The organism is Nocardia sp. NPDC023852, from assembly GCF_040639505.1.
GTDB lineage: Bacteria > Actinomycetota > Actinomycetes > Mycobacteriales > Mycobacteriaceae > Nocardia.
In genome coordinates this window covers 86,895-108,078 of sequence record NZ_JBFAAB010000004.1, presented here as the reverse complement: position 1 = coordinate 108,078, position 21,184 = coordinate 86,895, and the positions used below count along the sequence as shown (strand labels likewise).

Below are 21,184 nucleotides of genomic sequence, written 5' to 3'. Positions count from 1 at the left end.
CCCACCAGGAACAACCTGACCCGGCAGCGGGATGATCCGCGCTTGCGGTTCACCTGGAACCGCCTGGCCCGGCGGCACATCCGGGACGATCCGAGACTGCGGCTCACTCGAAACCGTCTGACCCGGTAGCGCCCCCGGGACAGCTTGCGGCGCGCTCGGAGCCTGACGCTGCGGCGCGTTCAGCGCCACCGCTGGCCGATCCGACGGAACACCCGACCGCGCAACACCCGGAAATACCCCGGGCCGATCAGACGACGAGCCCGTCTGCGGAGCGCCGAGCACATAGCCGACCAAGCCGGTAGTGATCGCGATGGCGTGTTTCAGTTGCCCTTCCTGGCTCTCCAGTAGGGCGGCGTCCTCAGGGTTCGCGCCGTTGCCCATCTCGACGAAAACGTCGGGAACGGTGGTCAGCGCGGGCCCGGCGATGTCCTTGCGGGTCTGTAGCCCGTCCGCCACCCCCGCGTAGTTCGCCGAGGGGAACCCGGCGTGCAAATAAGCGTCGCGGACCGACTTCGATGCGGCATATCCTGATCCGGCCTGGACCTGATTCACCGTCCCGTCCGGAATCGGCAGTGTTGGAATGATCAGGTGGAAGCCGCGAAACTCCGCGGGAGCGCTGTCGGCGTGAATGCTCACGGCGACGTCAGCGCCGGACTCGTTCGCCGCACGCGCCCGCTCGTCGATGCAGCCAGCCCAGCCCGTGTCGTCCTGGCGGCTCAGCACCACACGAGCGCCGAGACTCTCCAACGACGCCTTGACCAACTGCGCGACGTTCCAGTTGATGGTGTGCTCAGGGATGCCGTTCATGGTGGTCATCCCGGTGGTCTGGCAGTCCTTCGTGCCGCCGCGACCATCGCTGACCTGTCTGGCCAGGTCCTCCGAGTGATTCGGCCCCTGGTGGCCGGGATCGAGAAACACGGTCTTGCCTGCGAGTTTGTTCGTTATGTCCGGCGCCGCCGGTGCGGCTTGCGCAATAATCGGGAGCAGTCCAGAGAGCGTCATCGTCACCGCGGCCGTGACGGCGGTACAGCTACCGGCCTTGATGATGCTTGGCTTCATGTGCGGTCGGTGCCCCGGGACGGGGCACCCCTCCCTTCCCACTAGTAACACCAAACCCAATAGTCACTCTTACAACGTGGGCATCAGCAAGCAAGGCCAGTTATCGAACCGTTACCTCGTGGGAGGGCATGTTCGGGCTGCTCAGACGCCATGCGTCAGACTGCGCAGCGACCGAAGGCCCGTAGTGCACCCACATCTTCACCGTGCCTACGGGCACGCCGACGGCGTCGGCGACCACCAGATAGGCACGGTCCCGCAGGATCACCTCGGTTACCGCCTCCCGCTGGGCGGCGGGCACACTGCCTGCTCATGTCGAGCCTGAGTGTGGCGCGCGGGTGCCCGCCGCCGGTCGGGAGTTCGAGATCGCTCACGTCGACGCCGAGTCCGCCGAGAAGCGGCTGGACGCGGACGGATGCATAGGAGGTTCCATTGGAAGGCTGCCAACCAGTGCGTGGGCGCTCCCTCGCAAGGAACAACGCAACCACGTTGGCCACTGGTGGACCGTGACGACCGGAGCACAGCGGTTACGAGTCGCGATGGGAGCGAGTCCGGTCGGCAACCCCTGCGCCCGTTTCGAGGGATGATCAGCATTCTCTATGCTGAAACCGCTTACTTGCCTATGAAGCAGCATGACGGGCGTGGAGAGAAGGAAACTGCGGACGATGAGCGACCGAATCCGTGGCATGCATCCTCGCCGGGTCACCATCCGCACTGTTGCCGACGCGGCCAGAGTCTCGACTGCGACGGTGTCTCGCGTAATGAGCGGTGCGGACACTGTGAACACCGAACTCGCGGCCCGGGTGCGGCGGGTCGCCGAGGAACTGGCCTACCGCCCCAGCGAGGCCGCCCGCAGCTTGGCCCGCGGCGGCCTGCGCCATGTCGGAATCCTGATGCCCGACCTCGGCAATTCCTATTTTCACGACATCGCCAAACACATGCATCGAGCTGCCGCGCAGGCCGGTTTCCGCATGCTGATCGCCGATCACACCGGCGACCCGGGCGACGAGTTCGCCACCGCCTGGGATCTGATGGGTCACGTGGACGGCTTGGCCCTGCTGTCCTCCCGCATCACGCCGACGAGCCTGAAGGAACTCGCTCGACAATCCATCCCCGTGGTGCTGGTCAACCGCATGGAGCTCGGTGTCGATCTACCCATGGTCGGAGTGGACGGTTTCACCGGCATGCTCGAACTCTGCGCCCATCTGGCCGACCTCGGCCACCGTCAGGTCGTGTATCTGTCGGGCTCCGACCATTCCTGGCAGGACCGGGAACGATGGCGCGGCATCCAGACCAGCAGCTTCCTGGGCATAGAGGCCGTCAGGGTCGAGTGCGACGGAACGATCGAGGCCGGCTACCTCGCGATCGAACAAGCGCTTACTCATCACCCGACTGCGCTGATCTGCTTCAATGACCTGTCCGCCATCGGCGCCATCTCGAAACTGCGAAAACTCGGGATCGGCGTGCCATCGGACATCTCGGTCACCGGTTTCGACGACATCACCATCGGACGTCATGTTCACCCGGCCCTAACCACGGTCGACAGCCCACGGGCCGAACTCGGCCGCCAAGCATGGTCCCTGCTGCACGCCGCACTGGACCAGCAACGATCAGCCGAGGTATCGACATTGCTGCCCACGTCCCTGATCAAACGCCAATCCACCGGCCCGAACACCAAGACCGGAAAGCCCCCTCGGAAACTGCACTGAAGATCCACGATTCGCCGCTATATAACGGGCCATTGAATGGAGGTAGAGTCGCTGGCATGGCTGATCGAGTAAACGGTTTCCTGCGCAGGACGCGGTGGCTGTGCATCGTTCTCTGCGCAGGCGTCGCCGCCTGCACGGGCGGAGAGCACGCTTCAAAGGTCGTCGACTACAACAACATGCCCGGCTACAACTACGACGAGACGAAGATCCCACCGTTCGACCTGCTGGACCCGCAGCGTATGGCTGACGGCACAGCGGTCACGACGCCGCAGCAATGGTGGACCCAGCGTCGGCCGGAGATCGTGAAGCTGTTCGAAGACCATATCTATGGACGTACCCCGGTCGCCGCGGAACAGGCTCCTGTACGTGTCGAGTCTGTCGAAGGGCGCACCCCGGCGCTGGACGGGCTCGCCTACCGCGAGCAAGTGGACCTGATCTTCGGGCCGGCACCGAAACCGGGCAGCCACACCGCCTGGCGCATGCGTGTACTGCTGTACCTGCCGGCCCGTGCGACCGGGCCGGTGCCCATGATCTTCGGCCTCAACGGTGGCGGCAACCAGTCGATTCTCGACGACCCGGGCATCAAACCAACTGACATCTGGGTCAGCGAGGAGGAGCAGGCACCTCACCCCGAGACCCCCGGAGTCGACACCCGCGGTTCGCAGAGCATGCAGTGGCAGGTCAAGGCGGTGCTGTCGCGAGGTTACGGACTCGCAACGGCCTACTATCAAGACCTCGAGCCCGACGCCAAAGACCAACGCGCCAACAGTGTCCGCGCCCTGTTCGATACACCCGACACGGCCCCGGCGTCGAACGAGTGGGGCGCTATTGCGGCGTGGGCTTGGGGATATCGGAAGGCGGTCTCCTACCTGCGGACAAACCCCGCCGTCGACGCCACCCACATCGCGGTGACCGGCCACAGCCGCCTAGGCAAGGCCGCCGACTGGGCCGCGGCCACCACCCCGGATGTCGGCGCACTGCTGTCGACCGAATCCGGAAAAGGCGGGCAATCGATTCAGCGACGCGAGCTCGGCGAAACCGTCAAGCATCTCGCACAACAATTCCCGCACTGGATGTGCCCTGCCTACGCTACGTGGATCGGCCGCGACCAGCAGATCCCAGCAGACGGCAACCTGCTGCTGTCACTGATGGCGCCACGCCCGCTGTACGCCGCGAGCGCCAACGACGACCGATGGGCCGACCCCAAAGGCGAATTCATCTCCCTGCGCAGCGCCGCATCCACCTATGCACTGCTGAGCACGCCAGCCCTGACACCGAACACACCTATGCCACCGGTCGATCAACCGATCGGAGTCGACACCAACACGGCCTACCACATCCGCTCCGGCAAACACGACGTCACCGCCTACGACTGGCAGCACTACCTCGACTTCCTCGATGCACGCTGGGGTGCACCTGCAAGGCGGTAGACGACCATCCAATTCTGCCCGGTGGTCTGTGTAACTCGTTTCTTCCTTGGTGATTGGTGCTTCTTGTGGGCGGATGACAAGCCGAAGGTTCTCTCTTGGCTTGTCATGGAGCCGTTTCCCATTAGATACACCTCCGGCACAAACGAATTCGCGGTAGGTGGGTAGAGCCTTTCCAACGAAACCGCGCATAGTTCACAGGCTCCGGGCCCGTGCTCGCACATAACTCATCGATCGAATCGGCACAGCACCATGACTCTTCCGTCGGACTCCCGGTGCACATCAACGCGCACCGCCGGAGTCGATGCCCCAGCTGTAGCCACCAAGGAGTTGCGCCGCGCCGCGTGGGGCAGCTCAGCCGGCAGCGCTCTCGAGTACTACGACTTCGCGCTCTACAGCCTGGCCTCCGCGCTGGTGTTCGGGCCACTGTTCTTCCCTGAAAGCACTGCCGCCACCGGGCTGGTACTCAGCTTCGCCACCTACTTCATCGGTTTCGCCGTGCGACCGCTAGGCGGGTTGTTCTTCGGCCGTCTCGGCGACCGGTTCGGCCGCAAGTTCGTGCTCATGGCCACGATCACCATGATGGGTACAGCCAGCACCTGCATTGGATTGCTACCCACCTACCACCGCAACGAAAACGACTGGTACTCAGGCGGAGTCGGCAATCTCGCCCCGATCATGCTGATCGGACTGCGCATTGTGCAAGGTCTCGGAGCCGGTGCCGAAATGGCCGGCGCGTCGATCCTCATGACCGAATACGCACCGCCACGCAAGCGCGGCTTCTATGCCTCGCTACCGTTCCTCGGAGTACAGGTCGGCACTGCTGGGGCGGCGCTGGTGCACTTTTTGGTCTTCCGCGCCCACCACTCGATCACCGATTCGTGGCTGTGGCGACCGCCCTTCCTTGCCAGCGCGACAATCCTCGTTGTCGCAATGTACCTGCGAGTCAAGCTCGAGGAATCACCGACGTTCAAGAAGCTCGAGATTTCCCCGATAGATGAGCGGCCGCTGCGGAACCTGCTCGCACACGCACGGCCGGCACTGGTGCGGGGAATCGGCCTGCGAATGGCCGAAAACGGTTCGTCGTCGATATACCAGACTCTGGCCGTAGCCTATGTGACCAGCTCGGCGGTCGGGATCAACGGGCCGATCGGTGCGCTGTCGCTGGTGTTCGCCGCGTTGCTCGGATCGGTGACGGTGCCGATCGCCGGAATCCTTTCCGACCGGTTCGGTCGCGTGCGCACCTATCGCGGATTCGCGTACTTCCAACTGATTTCGGCATTTCCTATCTGGTGGGTGCTCAGCCACGGAAGCGCAGTGGGAACGATCGCGGTCCTCTCCATGGCGCTCGGCGTCGGTACATCGGGCATGTTCGGATCGCAGAGCGCGTTCATGAGTGAAATGTTCGGCGCCCGGCAACGGTACCTCGGGGTGTCGGTGGCGAGAGAGATCTCAGCGGTGATATCCGGCGGCATCGCGCCGTTGATCGGCGCGTGGATCATCGCCCGAGTCGTGGCTTCCGACGGTGGACCTGACGTCTCCGATGCCGGTCTTGGTGCCTGGAAATTCATCGCGGGCTATCTATGCATCCTGACGATTGTCACGATCGCTACCACATGCATCACCCCGGATCCGATCAACCGCGACCTCGACGATCCGCGCGACGTGGTCACCGCAACGCGTGATCACTGAATACCCACAGCCGCCGGTGCGATAGGCAAACCGGCGGACTCCTCATCGTCGCGGGCCGCGCGTGGTTCGCCGCGCGTCACTCAGCTCGAACGCCCCGGCAACGACCCTCTCGCCACAAGCCAGCCAAGGCACACCCGCAAGGTTCGGACGGAACGGACCGGCGCGTTCGGGCTGCTCAGACGCCATGCGGCAGACTGCGCAGCGACCGAAGGCCGTAGTGCACCCGCGTCTTCACCGTGCCCACGGGCACGCCGAAGTCGTCGGCGACCTCCTGATAGGCACGGTCCCGCAGGATCACCTCGGTTACCGCCTCCCGCTGGGCGGCGGGCAGCAGGGCCAGCAGTTGCCCCACCAGCAGGCCGTCGACCAGGCCGTCGGCGAAATCCGGGTGCGCATAGCGGGAATTGGTCTGTTCGTCGACCTCGTCCCAGTCGGCATGCCCGGGTCGCACGGCCCGCGCGCGAGCCATGTCGATGACGACGTTGCGTTGAATGGCCAGCAGCCAGGTCCGGACCGCGCCCTTGGCCTCGTCGAACCTCCCGCAGGAACGCCACGCGCGCAGCAGTGTTTCCTGTACTGCCTGTTCGGCGAGCCCCGGATCGTCCAACGATCGCAAGGCGCGCCACTGCAGCAGCGCACGCTCGCTGGTCAGCACGGTGGCGAGTCCGTCGTCGGTGCACAGTCGCGCGCAACGCAGGCCACACGGAACAGAGCGCACCCGCCGGGGGCGGGAAGCAGGCCGAGCACATCTCATATCGGGGATATCGCGGCGAGTCGACCGGATGACAACATCGTCCGTGATTCAGTGCCGCCGCCGACCGGAATTCCGGTTTCGATCACATCCATCGGGCGATTCTGGTAGACCTTGCCGCGGAGATTCGGGGATCTCCCTCGTCAGCCGCGACGCGGCAGGAGATCACAGTCGAGGAGAACATCGTCATGCGTGCAAGCACGCTCCTGACCGCGGGGGCCATGGCCGCCGCGGCGACCCTGCTCGGAGCCGGAACCGCAGCGGCCGAACCCGCGAATACCATGCCGCACGACGGCCTCTACTTGGTCGGGGTCGACATTTTCGCCGGTACCTGGGAGGCGCCGGGCACGGCCGATCCGGCTTACGGCTGCGACTGGCGCAGACTGTGGAAGGTCGAGGGCGACAACACCGACATGAAGAACATCATCGCGAACAACTTCACCCGCCTCAGCCCGGTGCGAGTGGAGATCAAGTCGACCGATGTCGCGTTCAAGACCGAGAACTGCGGTCCGTGGCGGCTGCTGCCCCCGCCGCCGAGCACCGGATCCTTCGGCGGCTGACCGCGCGGAATCGCGTTGATCGTCTCGTTCTGTCCCAGCTGCCCGACCAGGCGGTGGCGTGGATGAGCTGAACGGCGCGCTCTCGGCGGCTCACTTCACCAAAGTGAACTGCATGACGTCGATGTGCCCGCTGCGGAAGTGGGCCGCGCAGCCGGTCAGGTACTTCATATAGCGCTCGTAGACTTCCTCGGACGCCAGCGCGATCGCCTCGTCACGGTGGTCGCCCAGGGCGGCGGCCCAGCATTCGAGCGTCCGCGCGTAGTGTGGCTGCAACTCCTGGATCTTTTCCGTGCCGAACCCGGCGCGCCCGGCGAGCCGGGTCACCACCGCGGGCTGCGGCAGCTGTCCGCCCGGGAAGATCTCCCGCTTGATGAAGATATGGAACAGAGCGTTGTCCCGGGTAACGGGAATATTCATGCGCCGTAGGTCGTTGAGGGTGTGGCCGATGATGGTATGCAGGAGCATCCGCCCGTCGTCCGGGAGCATTCGGTAGCAACACTCGAAGAACGCCTCGTAGCGCTCACGCCGAAAGTGTTCGAACGCGCCGATGCTGACGATCCGGTCGGCGCCGTCTTCGTACTCCTCCCAACCCTGCAGCCGGACCTCGGCGCCCGGGATGCGCTCCCGGGCGATCGTGGCCTGCACGTATTCGTACTGATGACGGCTGAGCGTGAGCCCGATAACCTCGACCCCATATACCGTCGCGGCCCGCACCATCGTTGCGCCCCAACCGCATCCGATATCGAGCAGGGTCATGCCCGGCTGCAGATCGAGCTTGCCGAGTGCCAGATCGATCTTGGCGCGCTGCGCCTGTTCGAGCGTCATGTCCGGGCGCTCGAAGTAGGCGCAGCTATAGGTCATCGAGGGATCGAGGAACAGCGCGTAGAACTCGTCGGACAGGTCGTAGTGCGCTTGCACCTGCCGATAGAACGGCGGGAGGTCGGTCATCACGTTTCTCCTGTTCATCGGGTGTATCAGCTGATACGCGCGAGCGGGGAGTTTCGTTTGCCGTCGGTGCCGAACGATACCGAAGCGTTGCCGACGCGCTGCCGGGGCACGCTCGCCCGCCTTGCGCGTCGACGGGCACCCCGGTAGCCTCAGCAATGTCTAGCTCTTGTGGACGCAGGTGTTCCTCCCACAAGAATTCCGAGGCCCCCGTTCCGAACCGGACTCGTGCATCGTTCCGCAACTCCGGGAATCGTCGCCGCAGTTCCACTGCACGTCACGGCATTCGCCGCATCCATGAACCACCCCTACCTGAAATGGAAATACCATGAGTACCAACATGACTGAGAAGCAGTCGCCCGATCGACAGGACGCGGCACAGACCGTGACCGGTATCCTGGACATCGTGGGCAACCGTGGCGCACTGCGCGTCGACGGCTACCTCCCTGGTCCGCGCGACGTCACCGTTCCGACCCGGCTCATCCGGGAGAACGCATTGCGTCGCGGCGACTTCGTCACCGGCACAGCACAACGCGATTCCCGGTCCGACAAGCCCGCCGCACTGCACACGGTGGGTACCGTCAACGGACAGCGGCCGGACAGATTGCGCGGCCGCCCAGAGTTCGCCGATCTGGTCCCGATCTATCCCGACGAACGCCTCCTCCTCGAAACCGAACAGCACGCCATGACTACGCGCGTCACCGACCTGGTCATGCCCATCGGCAAGGGGCAGCGTGCGCTCGTCGTCGCGCCGCCCAAGGCGGGAAAAACCGCTGTGCTGCAAGCGATTGCGCACGGCATCGCGAAGAACCACCCGGAATGCGAGCTGCTGCTCGTGCTGGTCGGCGAGCGCCCCGAGGAGGTCACCGACCTGACCAGGGCGGTGCCCGCCGACGTCGCCGCCGCCACCTTCGACCAGCCGCCGCGCGAGCACATCGCGGTGGCCGAACTGGCCATCGAGCGCGCCAAGCGGCTCGTGGAGATGGGACGCGACGTCGTCGTCCTGCTCGACTCGCTGACCCGCCTCGCCCGCGCCTACAACGTGGCCGCCCCCGCATCGGGCCGCATCCTGTCCGGTGGCGTGGATGCCGCCGCGCTCGCCCCGCCCAAGCGCTTCCTCGGCGCTGCCCGCAATATCGAGCACGGCGGGTCGCTCACCATTATCGCCACCACCCTGGTGGAGACCGGCTCACTGGGTGACACGGTGATCTTCGAAGAGTACAAGGGCACCGGCAACGCCGAGCTCAAACTGGACCGCGCCGCGGCGAACAGGCGCGTCTTCCCCGCAGTCGACATCGGGAAGTCCAGCACCCGCAAAGACGAGCTGCTGCTCACCCCGGATGAACTGACCGCGACGCATAAGCTGCGCGCGACCCTGGCTCCCTTGGACGGGCAGCAAGCACTCGACCTGCTGCTCGAGGGCCTCCGCAAAACCGAGACCAACGCGCAATTCCTGGCCCCGATGCGGTCCGCCAGAGACTGAGTGACCTCGACCACAACCGACGGTGCTGGCGTGAACCCGCCAGCTCGGGCACCGTGTGACTGTTGGACTCGACCTCGTGTCCACACTTCACACCACCGCACCGACTCCCCGCCGCACCGCGCTCACCGGCTGGCTCGCGGTCGTGTCGGTCCTCGGGATTTCGTCTCGGATACCGTCGCGTTCAGGCGGCGGAGGAAGAGGTGTTGTTGGTGGGGCATGTCGGTGCTCCTGGATAGAGTGAGTGGGTGGATGAGGTGGTGCGGTACACGTACCGGCTTCGGCCGGGTGCCGCCGCCGAAGCGGCGCTTCTGGCCGAGTGGGGGCGGTGTCGGTGGTTGTGGAATGAGGCTGTCCACCAACAGAAATCGGGTGCCAAGCCGACGTTCGCGAAGCTGGGGAAGCTGCTCACCGAGGCCCGCGCGAAACTCCCATGGCTGCGCGAGGGCTCCCAGGTCGCCCAGCAACAGGCGCTTCGCGGATACGCGCAATCCCTGAACCACTCGTTCAAGGTGAAGGGACGCCGCAAACCCAGGATCAAGGCCCGGAAGAACACGTTGCCGTCGCTGGAATACACCACTCGGGGATTCGGCATCAAGCGCCGCCGCCTCGTGCTGCCGAAGGGTGTCACGATTCCGGTGGTCTGGTCGCGTGAGCTTCCGTCCGAGCCGACTTCGGTTCGGCTGTACCGGGATTGCCTGGGCCATTGGTACGCGTCGTTCGTGGTGCGCCGTGCGATCGAAGCCATGCCCCGCGCTGAGGGTGGTGTCGGGATCGATTGGGGTGTCAGCGTCACCGCGACCGCGAGCGATGCGGCGTTCGACCTGCCGTATCTGGGGCATCGGAAGCGGTGTGCCGGCGAGTTGGCGAAGGCGCAAAGGAAGATGGCGCGCCGCCACCGCAAGAGTAGGCCGCAGTCCAGGCGTTATGTGGACGCGAAGCGGGAGGCCGCGAGGCTGGCGAAGAAGGCGATGCGTCAAACCCGGCACGATTCACGGGTGTGGGCGAAACGGGTTGTGCAGGCTCATGAATTGATCGCCGTCGAGGACTTCACACCGGTGTTTCTGGCGAGGTCGACGATGGCCCGTAAGTCGGCCGATGCCGCTATCGGCGCGGCGAAGCGAGAGTTGATCGAACGGGCTCGGCGGGCAGGCCGAAGGGTGGTGTTGGTTCGGCCCGCGTACACGACGATGACGTGTTCGCGTTGTTTCGCGAGAGCCAAGCAGCGACTCGAACTCGGCGAACGAAGATTCCGTTGCGGGGAATGCGGTCATACCGATACCCGCGACCGTAACGCTGCCAGAGTGATTCTGGCTACGGCAGAACGGGGCCGTAACAGTGTTGAGGACGTCAGACAAGCGGATCGACCTCCTTCCCGGGATGTCGGTGCGGGTGCGGTCTGAGCTGGAAATCTCCCTACCGTCAGGCAGGAGAACCGTTAAGCTCGCGATCTTCTCGATCGTCACCACCGAGATACTGCCGATCGGGCTGCTCACCTCGATCGGCGCCGACTTCGATAGCGGCCCTGTGGGCACACCGCGCACAGACCGGGCCTCGCCGGATCGGTGACCATGACCTCCGGGGTAGTCGACTCCGCGCGCGGACCTCGGGCAGGATCGTGTCCATGATCGATACGACGGGCACCGCGTTGTTCCACCAGACCATGCCGTTCACCGAGCGGCTCGGTGTCGAGGTCGTCGAGCATGGCCCCGAGTTGGTGCGCAGCCGTCTGGCCTGGGATGAATCGCTGTGCACTCTCGGCGGCGTGTTGCACGGCGGGGTGCTGATGTCCCTCGCCGACGCGACCGGCGCGGTATGTGCGTTCCTGAACCTGCCCGAAGGCAAGCAGGGCACCACCACGGTCGAATCGAAGACGAACTTCCTGCGTGCCGTCCGCTCCGGATACGCCAACGCCTCCTCGACCCCGCTGCATGCCGGGCGTTCGTTCATCGTGGTCGAGACGCTGATCCGCGACGACGCCGACAAGCTGGTCGCGAAGGTGACCCAGACTCAAGCGGTGCTGTAGCCCACCGCGCCTGCTCGTTACGCGGCACGCTTCGAATACGAAGCCCGTCCGCACCGATGTCCGGTGCGGGGCGGGCTTCTTCGTGCTCAGCTGACGAGGACGACGGCGCAAGCCGCCAGGAAAACGACCTGGACCAGCGTCCGCAGCGGCAGCGGCATGGTCTTGATCCCCAGATCGGCCCGTGCGGCGCGGACGTTGGCCGGGAACATCACCACCAGCAGGGCGATCAGACAGATCGCGGCAAGGTCGGCCGTCGCGGGGATCACCAGGCCGACCGCGCCCGCCAGTTCGAGGATGCCGGTCAGCGTCACCAGCGCGGACGGGTTCGGAAGCCGCGGCGGCACCATGGCGATCAGAGCGTTACGGCGCGGCTGCAGGAAGTGTGCGCTCGCGGTGAGGGCGAACATCGCGGCCAGACCGAGCGCGGTCGCGTGCGGCCATGAATCGAGCCAGCCGATACCGGCCAGCCAGCCGATGAGCCGAGCCAGTGCGGTGACGACGGCGAGTACAGCCAGCGGTGCCATCGGGGTCTCCTGTCGCGCAGCCAATCTTGACAGTGGAAAGATAAGTCCGACGATAGGAACTTGTCAATGCCTAGATTGTCCGCCACCATCGATGTATGGCGAAGAACGGCTACCACCATGGCGATCTACGGGCCACGATCCTGGCCGCGGCCGCCGAGCAGATCGCGTCCGCCGGCGTCGACGCCGTCTCCCTGCGCAACCTGGCGCGGCACGCCGGGGTCTCGCACGCGGCGCCCACTCATCACTTCGGCGACCGAGCGGGCCTGCTCACCGCGCTGGCCACCGAGGGCTTCGAGCTGCTGACCGACCAACTCGAGCAGGCGGCCGGAGATTTCCGGGAGGTCGCCGTGGCCTACATCCGATTCGCCCGCGAACACCCTGGGCATTTCGACGTCATGTACCGGCACAACCTGCTGCATGCCGACGACCCGCAACTTCGAGCGGCACGGATACGTTCCGGCGCTGCGTTACGCTCCGGTGTCTCCGCGATGCAGCCGGAGCGGAACCCACAACATCAGCAGGCGAGCCAACTCGCCGCCTGGTCGCTGGTGCACGGCTTCGCCTCACTGTATCGCGAAGGGGCACTGGATAATTCAGTGCTGGCTACCGATCTCGACCCGGAGGTGCTCGCCCGCCTGATGCTGTCCACCATTCGGTTCGACTGACGAAACCCGCCTGCGGCGGGCCGCCACAGTGTTATCTAGAGGACCTGGAAGGAGTAGGCGGCCATCATCTCGTGGCTGCCGTCGACACATGGATATCCACGCCTACCCGACCGAGGCGACCACGCCGGTGGACCAGAGCGAGGCGCGCCGGATCGCCAAACGCTACCTCTCGAACGACGACGACGCCGAACGCGGCATCACCTACCAGATCACCGAGTTCGACACCTGCTTCGTCGCCGCCGCCGTCTTCCCTCCGTCTCCCTCCGCCGACTCGAACGTCCCCCTACTGGTCGTCGGCGGCTCGGTCTGCGTCATCGACAAGCCCACCGGCGCGGTCTCCTACTGGCCCACCTACCCGACCGACATAGTCGCCGAACAGTACGCGGCCGCACTACGGGACGACCGTCTGATCATCGAGGACAGCTGGCCGGAAGACGAGGACGATCAGCCCCAAGACGACGAGCCACCGTCCACCTGAAATGATCCGTCACCGTCGAACCAGCCACTTGCATTCCCGCCCAGCAAGTCTTGCCTTGGCGGCGTCTGCCCGAGACGACGCCTAGCGTAGCGCCGGGCTGCACGTCCGAGACGAAGCGAGTCAGCGCAGACCACTCGTATGCACGATCGAACATGTCCGCAGGTTTCCGCACGACACTCGCCCACAGTTTGTAGGACCACAGTTTATAGAACAAGACTTTTTGCCGTTGGTACGCCGAAGGCCCGGCCCTGGCGGACCGGGCCTTCACTGTGGAGATGCTGAACACGCAATCCGGCCACGTCAGCAGCGTGCATGATCAGCTCAGCTCCGGCGCCCCTCGATAACCATCGGGCGGAGCCCGATGGTCGCACCGGTGCGGTGGCCCGATTCAGTACGCGGGCTGTGCAGGTGGGGCCTCCTTTTGGACGCTCGGAACGGGTTCGCCCGCGTCGGGGACTTCAGTGCCGCGCAACGAGGTTCCGGCGGTTTCGCGGAGGAAGTTCCAGGCGACCAGGCCGATCAGGGACGCGCCGACCATGTAGGCGGCGGGGAACAGGGACCAGCCGGTCGATTCGATCGCGGCCTCGTTGATCAGCGGGGCGGTGCCGCCGAAGGCCGCGGTGGAGACGTTGTAGCCCAGCGCGAAGCCCGCGTAGCGGACATGGGTCGGGAAGATGGCCGGGAACGTGGAGCTGATGGTCGACAGCTGCGGAACGTACAACAGGCCGAGCACGATGAAGCCCGTGATCGCCCACGCGGTCCCCTGCCCCATCAGCCAGTACATCGGGAGCGCCATCACCGCAAGGCCGAGCAGCGAGAACAGCCACATCGGGCGGCGGCCGACATGGTCGGACAGCCTGCCGAAGAACGGCAGCACCAGCATCATCACCAACTGCCCGACCAGCATCATCGCGGTGGTGGTCGACTCGCCCATACCGATCGTGTTCTGCAAGTAGGTCGGCTGGTAGGTGAGCAGCGTGTAGTTCACCACGTTGAGTGCGACGACCAACCCGGCCAGCGTGAGCGTCTCCCGCCGGTAGGTGGTCAGCACCGCACGCAGACCGCCTGGCGGATGCTTGTGCTCGGCGACCTCGTCGAACACCGGACTTTCGGCGAGCTTCGATCGCAGATACCAGCCGGTCAGGCCGAGCGGAATGGCGAGCAGGAACGGGATGCGCCAGCCCCAGTCGTGCATGGCGTCCGAGCCGATCGCGAGCTGGCAGGCCAGCACCGTCGCATTGCCGCCGACGAACCCGCCCAGCGTGCCGAACTCCAGGAAGCTACCGAGGAATCCGCGTTTGCTGTCGGTTGCGCACTCAGCCAGATACGTTGCGGCGCCGCCATATTCCCCACCGGTCGAAAAGCCTTGCACCACACGCAGAGTGATGAGCATGATCGGCGCGAACACACCGATGGAGGCGTGCGTCGGCAGTAGGCCGATGATACCGGTGGCGGCGGCCATGAGCAGGATCGTGGTGGCCAGCACTGCTTTTCGGCCGATTCGGTCGCCGAGCGGACCCCATACCATGCCGCCGAGCGGTCGAAGCACGAAAGAGACGGCGAAGCCGAGCATGGTGCCGATCGTGCCTAGTTCGCCGGGGAAGAAGGCGTCGGTGAGGTAGCCCGCGGTCGCGGCATAGACGCCGTAGTCGAACCATTCGGTGGCATTACCCATTGCGGAGGCGGCTACAGAGCGCCGCAGGGGGAAACTCTCGGAGGTTTGGTCGGTCACGTGCACGTCCTCTCCAGCCCGTCACGGACCTCGATTCGTTCTCCCTTCGGCTTCTCACCGAAGGCGCGGCACGAACACAGGCAATACCCAGATTCCGGAATTGGCAAACAGCGGCGGCCGGAAAGTGGCGCTGGCAGGATACTCTGACCTGCCAGTACGTCAAAGAATGTGACTCCAGTCACGATTGACCACAATTGGGAATGACCACCGCGACACCAACCAGTCCATCGAGGGACGACGTCGCGGCATCAACTCAGCCGCACCCGTACCACCCACAGGGGCGGGACCTCCCGATCAGCTGTCGGCAAGCATCGCGGCGATGCCAGCGGCGACCTCACCCGCCAACGCGGCGCCAACGGGGGCGTGCCGGCTCAGCAGCCGGTACCACATGGCTCCGAACGCGAAATCGACTACCAGATCCAGTGGCACCGCCTCGGCCAGCTCCCCCGCGTCGACACCCTGCTGCAAGAGTGCGCGCAACGCGGCACGGCGGGGGCCGATCACGGTGTCCTGCAACCGCTTCGAGAGCGCCGGGTCGCGCTGCGCATCGGCCATCAGGCCGACCAGCGCCTGTCCGGTCACCTTGCGCGCGAGTTCGTAGGTCGTCTCGAGTAGGCGTTCGACGTCGGCGAGAACGTCTGCGGAGTCGTTTCGCACCACGAGGGAGGCATGTTCGTCAGCCAGGCCGACGAGCGCCTCCATAAGCACCGACGCCTTGTCCGGCCACCAGCGATACACCGTCTGCCTACCCGCACCCGCCGCGTCGGCGATCGCCTTGATGGTCAGCTCCTGATAGCCATCGCGCTCGCACAGCTCCAGGGCGGCGCGCAGGATCGCACGCCTGACGTCCTCGCTCCGCGGGCGGCCTCGGATTCCGGTCATCCGCACACTTTACAAGACACTGTGCCTCGTTTATATTTCGAGACACAATGGTTCGAAAATGAGGAGAATGTCATGGGCAATCGAGTAGTTATCGTGGGCGGTACGTCGGGCATCGGCCTCGCCACCGCGCGCAGGCTTGCATCCCACGGACGCGAGATGATCATCGCCGGACGCGGCGCCGAGAAACTCGCCGCCGCGCTCGCCGAACTCGGTCCGGACGCCACGGGACGGACGGTCGACGCGCGAGACGAGGATGACCTGGCCCGATTCTTCGCCGAGGTCGGGCCGATCGACCATCTGGTGGTGACCGTGACCGGACCGTCCGGCACCACCCCGTTCCGCGAACTCACGCTGGATCATGTGCGGCAGCACGTCGACGGCAAGCTGCTCGCGCACACGGCCGCGATACAGGCCGCGCTGCCACATCTCGCCGCGGGAGGCTCGATCACGCTGGTGTCGGCAGCGTCGGCGGGCGGCGCCATGCCGACGACGGCGGCGCTGGCCGCGGTGAATGCCAGTGTGGAAGCCATGGTTCCGGTACTGGCCGTCGAATTGGCGCCGCTGCGGGTGAACGCGGTGTCTCCAGGCGTGATCGACACCGACTGGTGGAGCTTCCTGCCCGATGGCGCACGCGCCGAAGTATTCGACTCCATCGCCTCGTCCACGCCGGCCGGTCGGGTCGGCACGGCCGACGACGTGGCCCACGCGATCGAGTTTCTGGTCGATAACTCGTTCACTACCGGGATCGTGGTACGAGTCGACGGAGGCGCGCGACTGGGAGCGCCGAAGTAGGCCGTTCGACCGCATCGGTTCGGACGCCGGTCCGCTTGCGGGACGGCGGTTTCCGCACTACAGCGGGGTTACGTACGCGCCTGCGATGCCGCCGTCCACCATGAACTGGGAAGCTGTGATGAACGAGGAATCGTCACTGGCGAGGAAGGCCACGGCGGCGGCGATCTCCTCCGGTTCGGCGAAGCGCCCGAGCGGCACATGCACAAGGCGGCGTGCGGCTCGCTCGGGGTCCTTGGCGAACAGCTCCCGCAGCAGGGGAGTATTCACCGGGCCCGGGCACAGGGCGTTCACTCGAATTCCGTTGCGGGCGAATTGCACTCCCAGTTCCCGGCTCATCGACAGCACGCCCCCCTTGGAGGCCGTGTAGGAGATCTGCGAGGTCGCCGCGCCCATAACCGCGACGAACGACGCGGTGTTGATCACCGAGCCCTTGCCGCGCTCCAGCATGTGCTGGATGGCGTACTTGCTGCACAGGTATACCGAGGTCAGGTTGACCTCCTGCACGCGACGCCAGGCATCGATGCCGGTAGTCAGGATCGAATCGTCCTCCGGGGGCGATATTCCCGCGTTGTTGAACGCGATGTCCAGCCCGCCGTAACTGTCGACCGCGGCCTGGAACAGCGCTTCGACCTGGGATTCGTCGGTGACGTCCACCTCGGCGTACCGCCCGCCGACTTCCGCGGCGGCGGCCTCCCCCGTGACGGCGTCGACGTCCGCGACGACGACCTTCGCGCCTTCCGCGGCGAAACGACGGACCGTGGCCAGACCGATACCGCTCCCACCGCCGGTGACGACGGCGACTCGATCCTGTAAGCGCTGCAACATATCTCCTGCGGGTGTGGTGGGGTCACTGTGTGGCGAGGAAGACGTTCTTGGTCTCGGTGAACGCCAGCGCGGCATCCGGCCCGAGCTCACGGCCCAACCCCGACCGCTTGAAACCGCCGAACGGTGTCCAATACCGGACAGACGAATGCGAATTCACCGACAGGTTGCCCGCCTCGACACCGCGCGAGACGCGCAACGCCCGGCCGACGTCACTGGTCCAGATCGAGCCGGACAGGCCGTACTCCGTATCGTTGGCGATCCGGATGGCGTCGGCCTCGTCCTCGAACGGCAGCACGGCGACCACTGGGCCGAATACCTCCTCGGTGAGCACCCGGTCGGTGGGCGTCCCGGGCAGCACCACCGTCGGGGGATACCAGAATCCGGGCCCGTCCGGCGTGCCTCCGGTGAATGCCACCTTCGTCGACCGCTCCACGAATCCAGCGACGCGCTCCCGGTGCGCGCCCGAGATCAGCGGTCCCATCTCGGTGGACTCGTCGGACGGATCGCCGACCCGCACCCCTTGCACCGCTGGTTCCAACAGCTCGAGGAAACGGTCGAATACACTGCGCTGCACCAGAATTCGCGAACGCGCGCAGCAGTCCTGGCCGGCATTGTCGAACACGCCGTAGGGCGCCGTCGCCGCCGCCCGTTCCAGGTCGGCATCGGCGAACACGATGTTCGCGCTCTTTCCGCCGAGTTCCAGCGTTACCCGCTTCACCTGCCGCGCACAGCCCGCCATGATCTGCGTGCCCACCTCGGTGGAGCCGGTGAACACCACCTTGCGGACGGCCGGATGGGTGACGAAGCGATTACCCACTACCGATCCCTTGCCGGGCAGGACCTGGAACACGCCCTCGGGCAGCCCTGCCTGGACCGCGAGTTCCCCGAGCCGGATCGCGGTCAGCGGCGTGAGTTCGGCGGGTTTGAGCACCACCGTGTTCCCCGCCGCGAGCGCGGGAGCGAATCCCCAGGCCGCGATCGGCATAGGGAAGTTCCACGGAACGATCACGCCGACCACGCCGAGCGGTTCGTGGAAGGTGATGTCGACGCCGCCCGCGACCGGAATCTGGTTCCCCAGCAACCGTTCCGGCATACCGGCCGCATAGTGCAACACGTCACGGACATTGCCCGCCTCCCAGCGGGCGTTACCGATGGTGTGCCCGGCATTGGCGACTTCGAGTCGCGCGAGCCGCTCCAGGTCTGCGTCGACCGCCTCGGCGAAGCGGCGCAGCAGCCGGGCCCGGTCTCCGGGCGCGATGTCACGCCAGGCGGCCGTGGCACGCTGGGCCGCGGCGATGGCGGTGTCGGTCTCCGCTTCCCCGACGAGCTCGACGGTGGTCACCACCTGTTCGGTCGCCGGATTGACCACCTGCGTCGTCGTCACGAGGTCCGCTCCCTTCGATAGGTGTCCGCCGCCTCGACCAGTGCCCGGATCAACCGTCGGTCGGTGGCGTCGACCTCCGGATGCCATTGCACGCCCAGCAGGAAAGAACCGTCGGTCGCCTCCGCCGCCTCGATCGTGCCGTCGGTGGCGTGCGCTGTGGCGAGCAGACCGTCGGCGATCCGGTCGAGCGCCTGATGATGGTGGCAGTGGACCTTCACCTCCGGACCGGCGAATTCCGCGATCCTGCTGCCCGCGGTCGTCAGCACATGGGTGACGCTGAACCCGCCCTCGGTGCCGGAATGCTCGTCATGGCCGACGACGTCGGGAAGATGTGGAATCAGGCTTCCGCCCAACGCCACGTTCACCAGCTGGAGCCCACGGCAGACCGCGAGGATCGGCAGGCCCGCTGCCCGCCCCAGCTCGAACAGACCGAATTCCGACTCGTCGCGATCCGGCCTGGTGGAGCCCGGGGATCCGTCCGAAGGGCCGCCGTAGCGGGCGGGCTCGATGTCGGCGCCGCCGGTCAGCACCAGCCCGTCGAGCAACCGCACCAACTCGGGGCGGGGAGCACCGGCGGGCGGCAGCAAGACCGGGATACCGCCCGCCGCCGCCACCATGGCGACATATGTGTGCGGCAAGACCGCGCTGGGCAGGTCCCAGGCATTGAAGCGCGTTTGCTCCACATAGGTCGGCAGGCCGATCACCGGATGTGCGACCTCAGAGTCGTTCGAAACCACGGACACGCTCCCAATCGGTGACCGCGGCGTCATAGGCGTCCAACTCGACCCGCGCCGCGTTGCGGTAGTGCTCCACTACATCATCACCGAACGCCGCACGAGCCACCGTGCTGTCCGCGAACAGCTGGGCCGCCTCGCGCAGTGTCCGCGGCACCCGGGGTCGCTTCGACTGGTAGGCGTTGCCGTGGAATTCCGGCTCCAGCGGAAGCTTCCGGTCGATTCCGTGCAGTCCTGCGGCGATCAGCGCCGCCACGGCGAGATATGGGTTCACGTCTCCGCCGGGCACGCGGTTCTCGAACCGCAGCGAGTGCTCCTCGCCGACCACGCGAATGGCACAGGTCCGGTTGTCCCGCCCCCACGTGATGGCTGTCGGCGCGAAGCTGCCCGCGACGAATCGCTTGTAGGAGTTGATGTTCGGGGCGAGCAGGTAGGTGAACTCCCGCAGGCAGTCCAGCTGGCCTGCGATGAAGTGCCGCATCAGCGCCGACGATCCGTCCGCCCCGTCGCCCGCGAACACCGGCTTCCCGGACTCGCCGCGCAAACTCAGGTGGATGTGACACGAATTTCCTTCTCGTTCATCGAATTTCGCCATGAACGTGAGGCTGCGCCCCTCCTGGGCGGCGATCTCCTTCGCGCCGGTCTTGTAGATGCTGTGGTTGTCACAGGTCACCAGGGCTTCGTCGTACCGGAACGCGATCTCGTGCTGGCCGGGACCGCATTCGCCCTTGGCCGACTCGACGTACATCCCGGCGCCGCCCATCTCTTTTCGGATGCGGCGCAGCAACGGCTCGATCCGCGCGCTCCCGAGCATCGAGTAGTCGACGTTGTACTGGTTGGCCGGAGTCAGCCCGCGATATCCGGCGTTCCATGCCGCTTCGTAGGTGTCGTCGAACACCAGGAATTCCAGTTCGGTTCCGACGAACGCGCGCAGGCCACGCTCGGCCAGCCGGTCCAGTTGCTTGCGCAGCACCTGCCGCGGCGAGGCCGCGACCGCCCGTCCCTGCGGCACCACGTGCTCGACGTCGCACAGCACCAGCGCCGTGCCCGGCCACCACGGCACCGCCCGCAGTGTGCGCAGATCGGGCCGCAGCACGAAATCCCCGTACCCCGTCTCCCAGGACGACATCGCGTATCCGTCGACGGTCGACATCTCCACGTCCACCGCGAGCAGGTAATCGCACGTCTCGGTCGCGTGCTCGACCACCTCGTCCAGGAAGAATCGTGCCGCGCAGCGCTTTCCCTGCAATCGCCCCTGCATGTCGGTCATCGCGACAAGTACCGTGTCGATCTCCCCCTCATCGACGCGGTCTCGCAACTGCGCCACACTCAGCATCCCGTTACGCATCCACGACCCCTCTCGGCACCGACCGTGCTCACGCTAGAGCAAACCGGACATGTTTGGGACGGGACACATAAATCTGGGACCGGCCGTGTCGCGCGCATTCGGCCACGTGACTGGGAGTAACGGCGGTCAGGACAGCGGGCCGCGCACGGCGGCCGGACAGGTGAATCGGCCGGC

At 65.9% G+C, this 21,184-nt stretch carries 21 protein-coding genes; 10 read left to right on the top strand and 11 right to left on the bottom strand.

The window, feature by feature from the left end:
• Both AB0H00_RS09995 and AB0H00_RS09990 read right to left on the bottom strand, forming a co-directional pair.
• A partial coding sequence (locus AB0H00_RS09995; RefSeq protein ID WP_357263777.1) for an N-acetylmuramoyl-L-alanine amidase occupies window positions 1-1,059 on the bottom strand: 1,059 nt, incomplete at its 3' end.
• Between the two features lie 100 nt (window positions 1,060-1,159).
• Entirely contained in the window at window positions 1,160-1,357 is a 198-nt protein-coding gene (locus AB0H00_RS09990; protein ID WP_357263774.1) for a hypothetical protein, read from the bottom strand.
• A 364-nt stretch (window positions 1,358-1,721) separates the two neighbouring features.
• Between AB0H00_RS09990 and AB0H00_RS09985 the strand changes: the two genes are divergently transcribed.
• From AB0H00_RS09985 to AB0H00_RS09975, 3 genes are all read left to right on the top strand, one after another.
• Window positions 1,722-2,765, top strand: coding sequence for a LacI family DNA-binding transcriptional regulator (locus tag AB0H00_RS09985; protein ID WP_357263772.1), 1,044 nt, complete (start codon window positions 1,722-1,724; stop codon window positions 2,763-2,765).
• 56 nt (window positions 2,766-2,821) lie between these two features.
• A complete protein-coding gene (locus AB0H00_RS09980) occupies window positions 2,822-4,195 on the top strand; it encodes a hypothetical protein (protein ID WP_357263769.1) in 1,374 nt (457 codons plus the stop codon).
• 249 nt (window positions 4,196-4,444) lie between these two features.
• Window positions 4,445-5,884 carry an MFS transporter gene (locus AB0H00_RS09975; protein WP_357263766.1) on the top strand — a complete coding sequence of 480 codons (1,440 nt, stop codon included), beginning with the start codon at window positions 4,445-4,447 and terminating at the stop codon, window positions 5,882-5,884.
• A gap of 175 nt (window positions 5,885-6,059) precedes the next feature.
• On the opposite strand, the gene AB0H00_RS09970 is transcribed toward AB0H00_RS09975, so the two are convergent.
• A complete protein-coding gene (locus AB0H00_RS09970) occupies window positions 6,060-6,539 on the bottom strand; it encodes a sigma-70 family RNA polymerase sigma factor (RefSeq protein ID WP_357263764.1) in 480 nt (159 codons plus the stop codon).
• 284 nt (window positions 6,540-6,823) lie between these two features.
• On the opposite strand from AB0H00_RS09970, the gene AB0H00_RS09965 reads away from it, so the two are divergent.
• Window positions 6,824-7,195 carry a hypothetical protein gene (locus AB0H00_RS09965; RefSeq protein ID WP_357263761.1) on the top strand — a complete coding sequence of 124 codons (372 nt, stop codon included), beginning with the start codon at window positions 6,824-6,826 and terminating at the stop codon, window positions 7,193-7,195.
• 90 nt (window positions 7,196-7,285) lie between these two features.
• On the opposite strand, the gene AB0H00_RS09960 is transcribed toward AB0H00_RS09965, so the two are convergent.
• Window positions 7,286-8,143 carry a cyclopropane mycolic acid synthase family methyltransferase gene (locus AB0H00_RS09960; protein ID WP_357263758.1) on the bottom strand — a complete coding sequence of 286 codons (858 nt, stop codon included), beginning with the start codon at window positions 8,141-8,143 and terminating at the stop codon, window positions 7,286-7,288.
• A 337-nt stretch (window positions 8,144-8,480) separates the two neighbouring features.
• On the opposite strand from AB0H00_RS09960, the gene AB0H00_RS09955 reads away from it, so the two are divergent.
• The 3 genes from AB0H00_RS09955 to AB0H00_RS09945 all read left to right on the top strand — a co-directional run bounded on the left by AB0H00_RS09955 (window position 8,481) and on the right by AB0H00_RS09945 (window position 11,646).
• Window positions 8,481-9,623, top strand: coding sequence for a transcription termination factor Rho, short form (locus AB0H00_RS09955; protein WP_357263755.1), 1,143 nt, complete (start codon window positions 8,481-8,483; stop codon window positions 9,621-9,623).
• Between the two features lie 245 nt (window positions 9,624-9,868).
• A complete protein-coding gene (locus AB0H00_RS09950; protein ID WP_357263752.1) occupies window positions 9,869-11,023 on the top strand; it encodes a transposase in 1,155 nt (384 codons plus the stop codon).
• Window positions 11,024-11,244: 221 nt separating this feature from the next.
• Window positions 11,245-11,646, top strand: coding sequence for a PaaI family thioesterase (locus AB0H00_RS09945; protein WP_357263749.1), 402 nt, complete (start codon window positions 11,245-11,247; stop codon window positions 11,644-11,646).
• A gap of 86 nt (window positions 11,647-11,732) precedes the next feature.
• On the opposite strand, the gene AB0H00_RS09940 is transcribed toward AB0H00_RS09945, so the two are convergent.
• A complete protein-coding gene (locus AB0H00_RS09940) occupies window positions 11,733-12,170 on the bottom strand; it encodes a DoxX family protein (RefSeq protein ID WP_357263746.1) in 438 nt (145 codons plus the stop codon).
• 95 nt (window positions 12,171-12,265) lie between these two features.
• Between AB0H00_RS09940 and AB0H00_RS09935 the strand changes: the two genes are divergently transcribed.
• Window positions 12,266-12,835 (top strand): TetR/AcrR family transcriptional regulator, encoded by a 570-nt coding sequence (locus AB0H00_RS09935; protein WP_357263743.1) that lies wholly within the window; start codon window positions 12,266-12,268, stop codon window positions 12,833-12,835.
• An 88-nt stretch (window positions 12,836-12,923) separates the two neighbouring features.
• On the top strand, window positions 12,924-13,313 hold the full coding sequence (locus tag AB0H00_RS09930; RefSeq protein WP_357263740.1) for a hypothetical protein: 390 nt from the start codon (window positions 12,924-12,926) through the stop codon (window positions 13,311-13,313).
• 388 nt (window positions 13,314-13,701) lie between these two features.
• On the opposite strand, the gene AB0H00_RS09925 is transcribed toward AB0H00_RS09930, so the two are convergent.
• Together AB0H00_RS09925 and AB0H00_RS09920 are read right to left on the bottom strand one after the other, a co-directional pair.
• Entirely contained in the window at window positions 13,702-14,988 is a 1,287-nt protein-coding gene (locus AB0H00_RS09925; RefSeq protein ID WP_357264362.1) for an MFS transporter, read from the bottom strand.
• A 351-nt stretch (window positions 14,989-15,339) separates the two neighbouring features.
• Window positions 15,340-15,927, bottom strand: a complete 588-nt coding sequence (locus AB0H00_RS09920) for a TetR/AcrR family transcriptional regulator (RefSeq protein WP_357263737.1) — start codon at window positions 15,925-15,927, stop codon at window positions 15,340-15,342.
• A gap of 72 nt (window positions 15,928-15,999) precedes the next feature.
• Here AB0H00_RS09920 and AB0H00_RS09915 point away from each other — a divergent pair, with 72 nt between their 5' ends.
• On the top strand, window positions 16,000-16,719 hold the full coding sequence (locus tag AB0H00_RS09915) for an SDR family oxidoreductase (protein WP_357263734.1): 720 nt from the start codon (window positions 16,000-16,002) through the stop codon (window positions 16,717-16,719).
• Window positions 16,720-16,776: 57 nt separating this feature from the next.
• Here the strand turns inward: AB0H00_RS09915 and AB0H00_RS09910 are convergent, their stop codons facing one another.
• Genes AB0H00_RS09910 through AB0H00_RS09895 form a run of 4 tightly spaced genes read right to left on the bottom strand, consistent with a single transcriptional unit; the run spans window position 16,777 to window position 21,010 of the window.
• The gene (locus AB0H00_RS09910) at window positions 16,777-17,544 is read right to left on the bottom strand and encodes a 3-oxoacyl-ACP reductase (RefSeq protein ID WP_357263731.1); all 768 of its coding nucleotides are present in this window, start codon (window positions 17,542-17,544) and stop codon (window positions 16,777-16,779) included.
• Window positions 17,545-17,566: 22 nt separating this feature from the next.
• Entirely contained in the window at window positions 17,567-18,928 is a 1,362-nt protein-coding gene (locus AB0H00_RS09905; RefSeq protein WP_357263728.1) for an aldehyde dehydrogenase family protein, read from the bottom strand.
• Complete coding sequence (locus tag AB0H00_RS09900) at window positions 18,925-19,665, bottom strand: gamma-glutamyl-gamma-aminobutyrate hydrolase family protein (protein WP_357263726.1); 741 nt, start codon at window positions 19,663-19,665, stop codon at window positions 18,925-18,927. The genes AB0H00_RS09905 and AB0H00_RS09900 overlap by 4 nt, the downstream gene beginning before the upstream one ends.
• Window positions 19,646-21,010, bottom strand: a complete 1,365-nt coding sequence (locus tag AB0H00_RS09895) for a glutamine synthetase family protein (RefSeq protein ID WP_357263723.1) — start codon at window positions 21,008-21,010, stop codon at window positions 19,646-19,648. The genes AB0H00_RS09900 and AB0H00_RS09895 overlap by 20 nt, the downstream gene beginning before the upstream one ends.
• Window positions 21,011-21,184 lie beyond the last annotated feature (174 nt).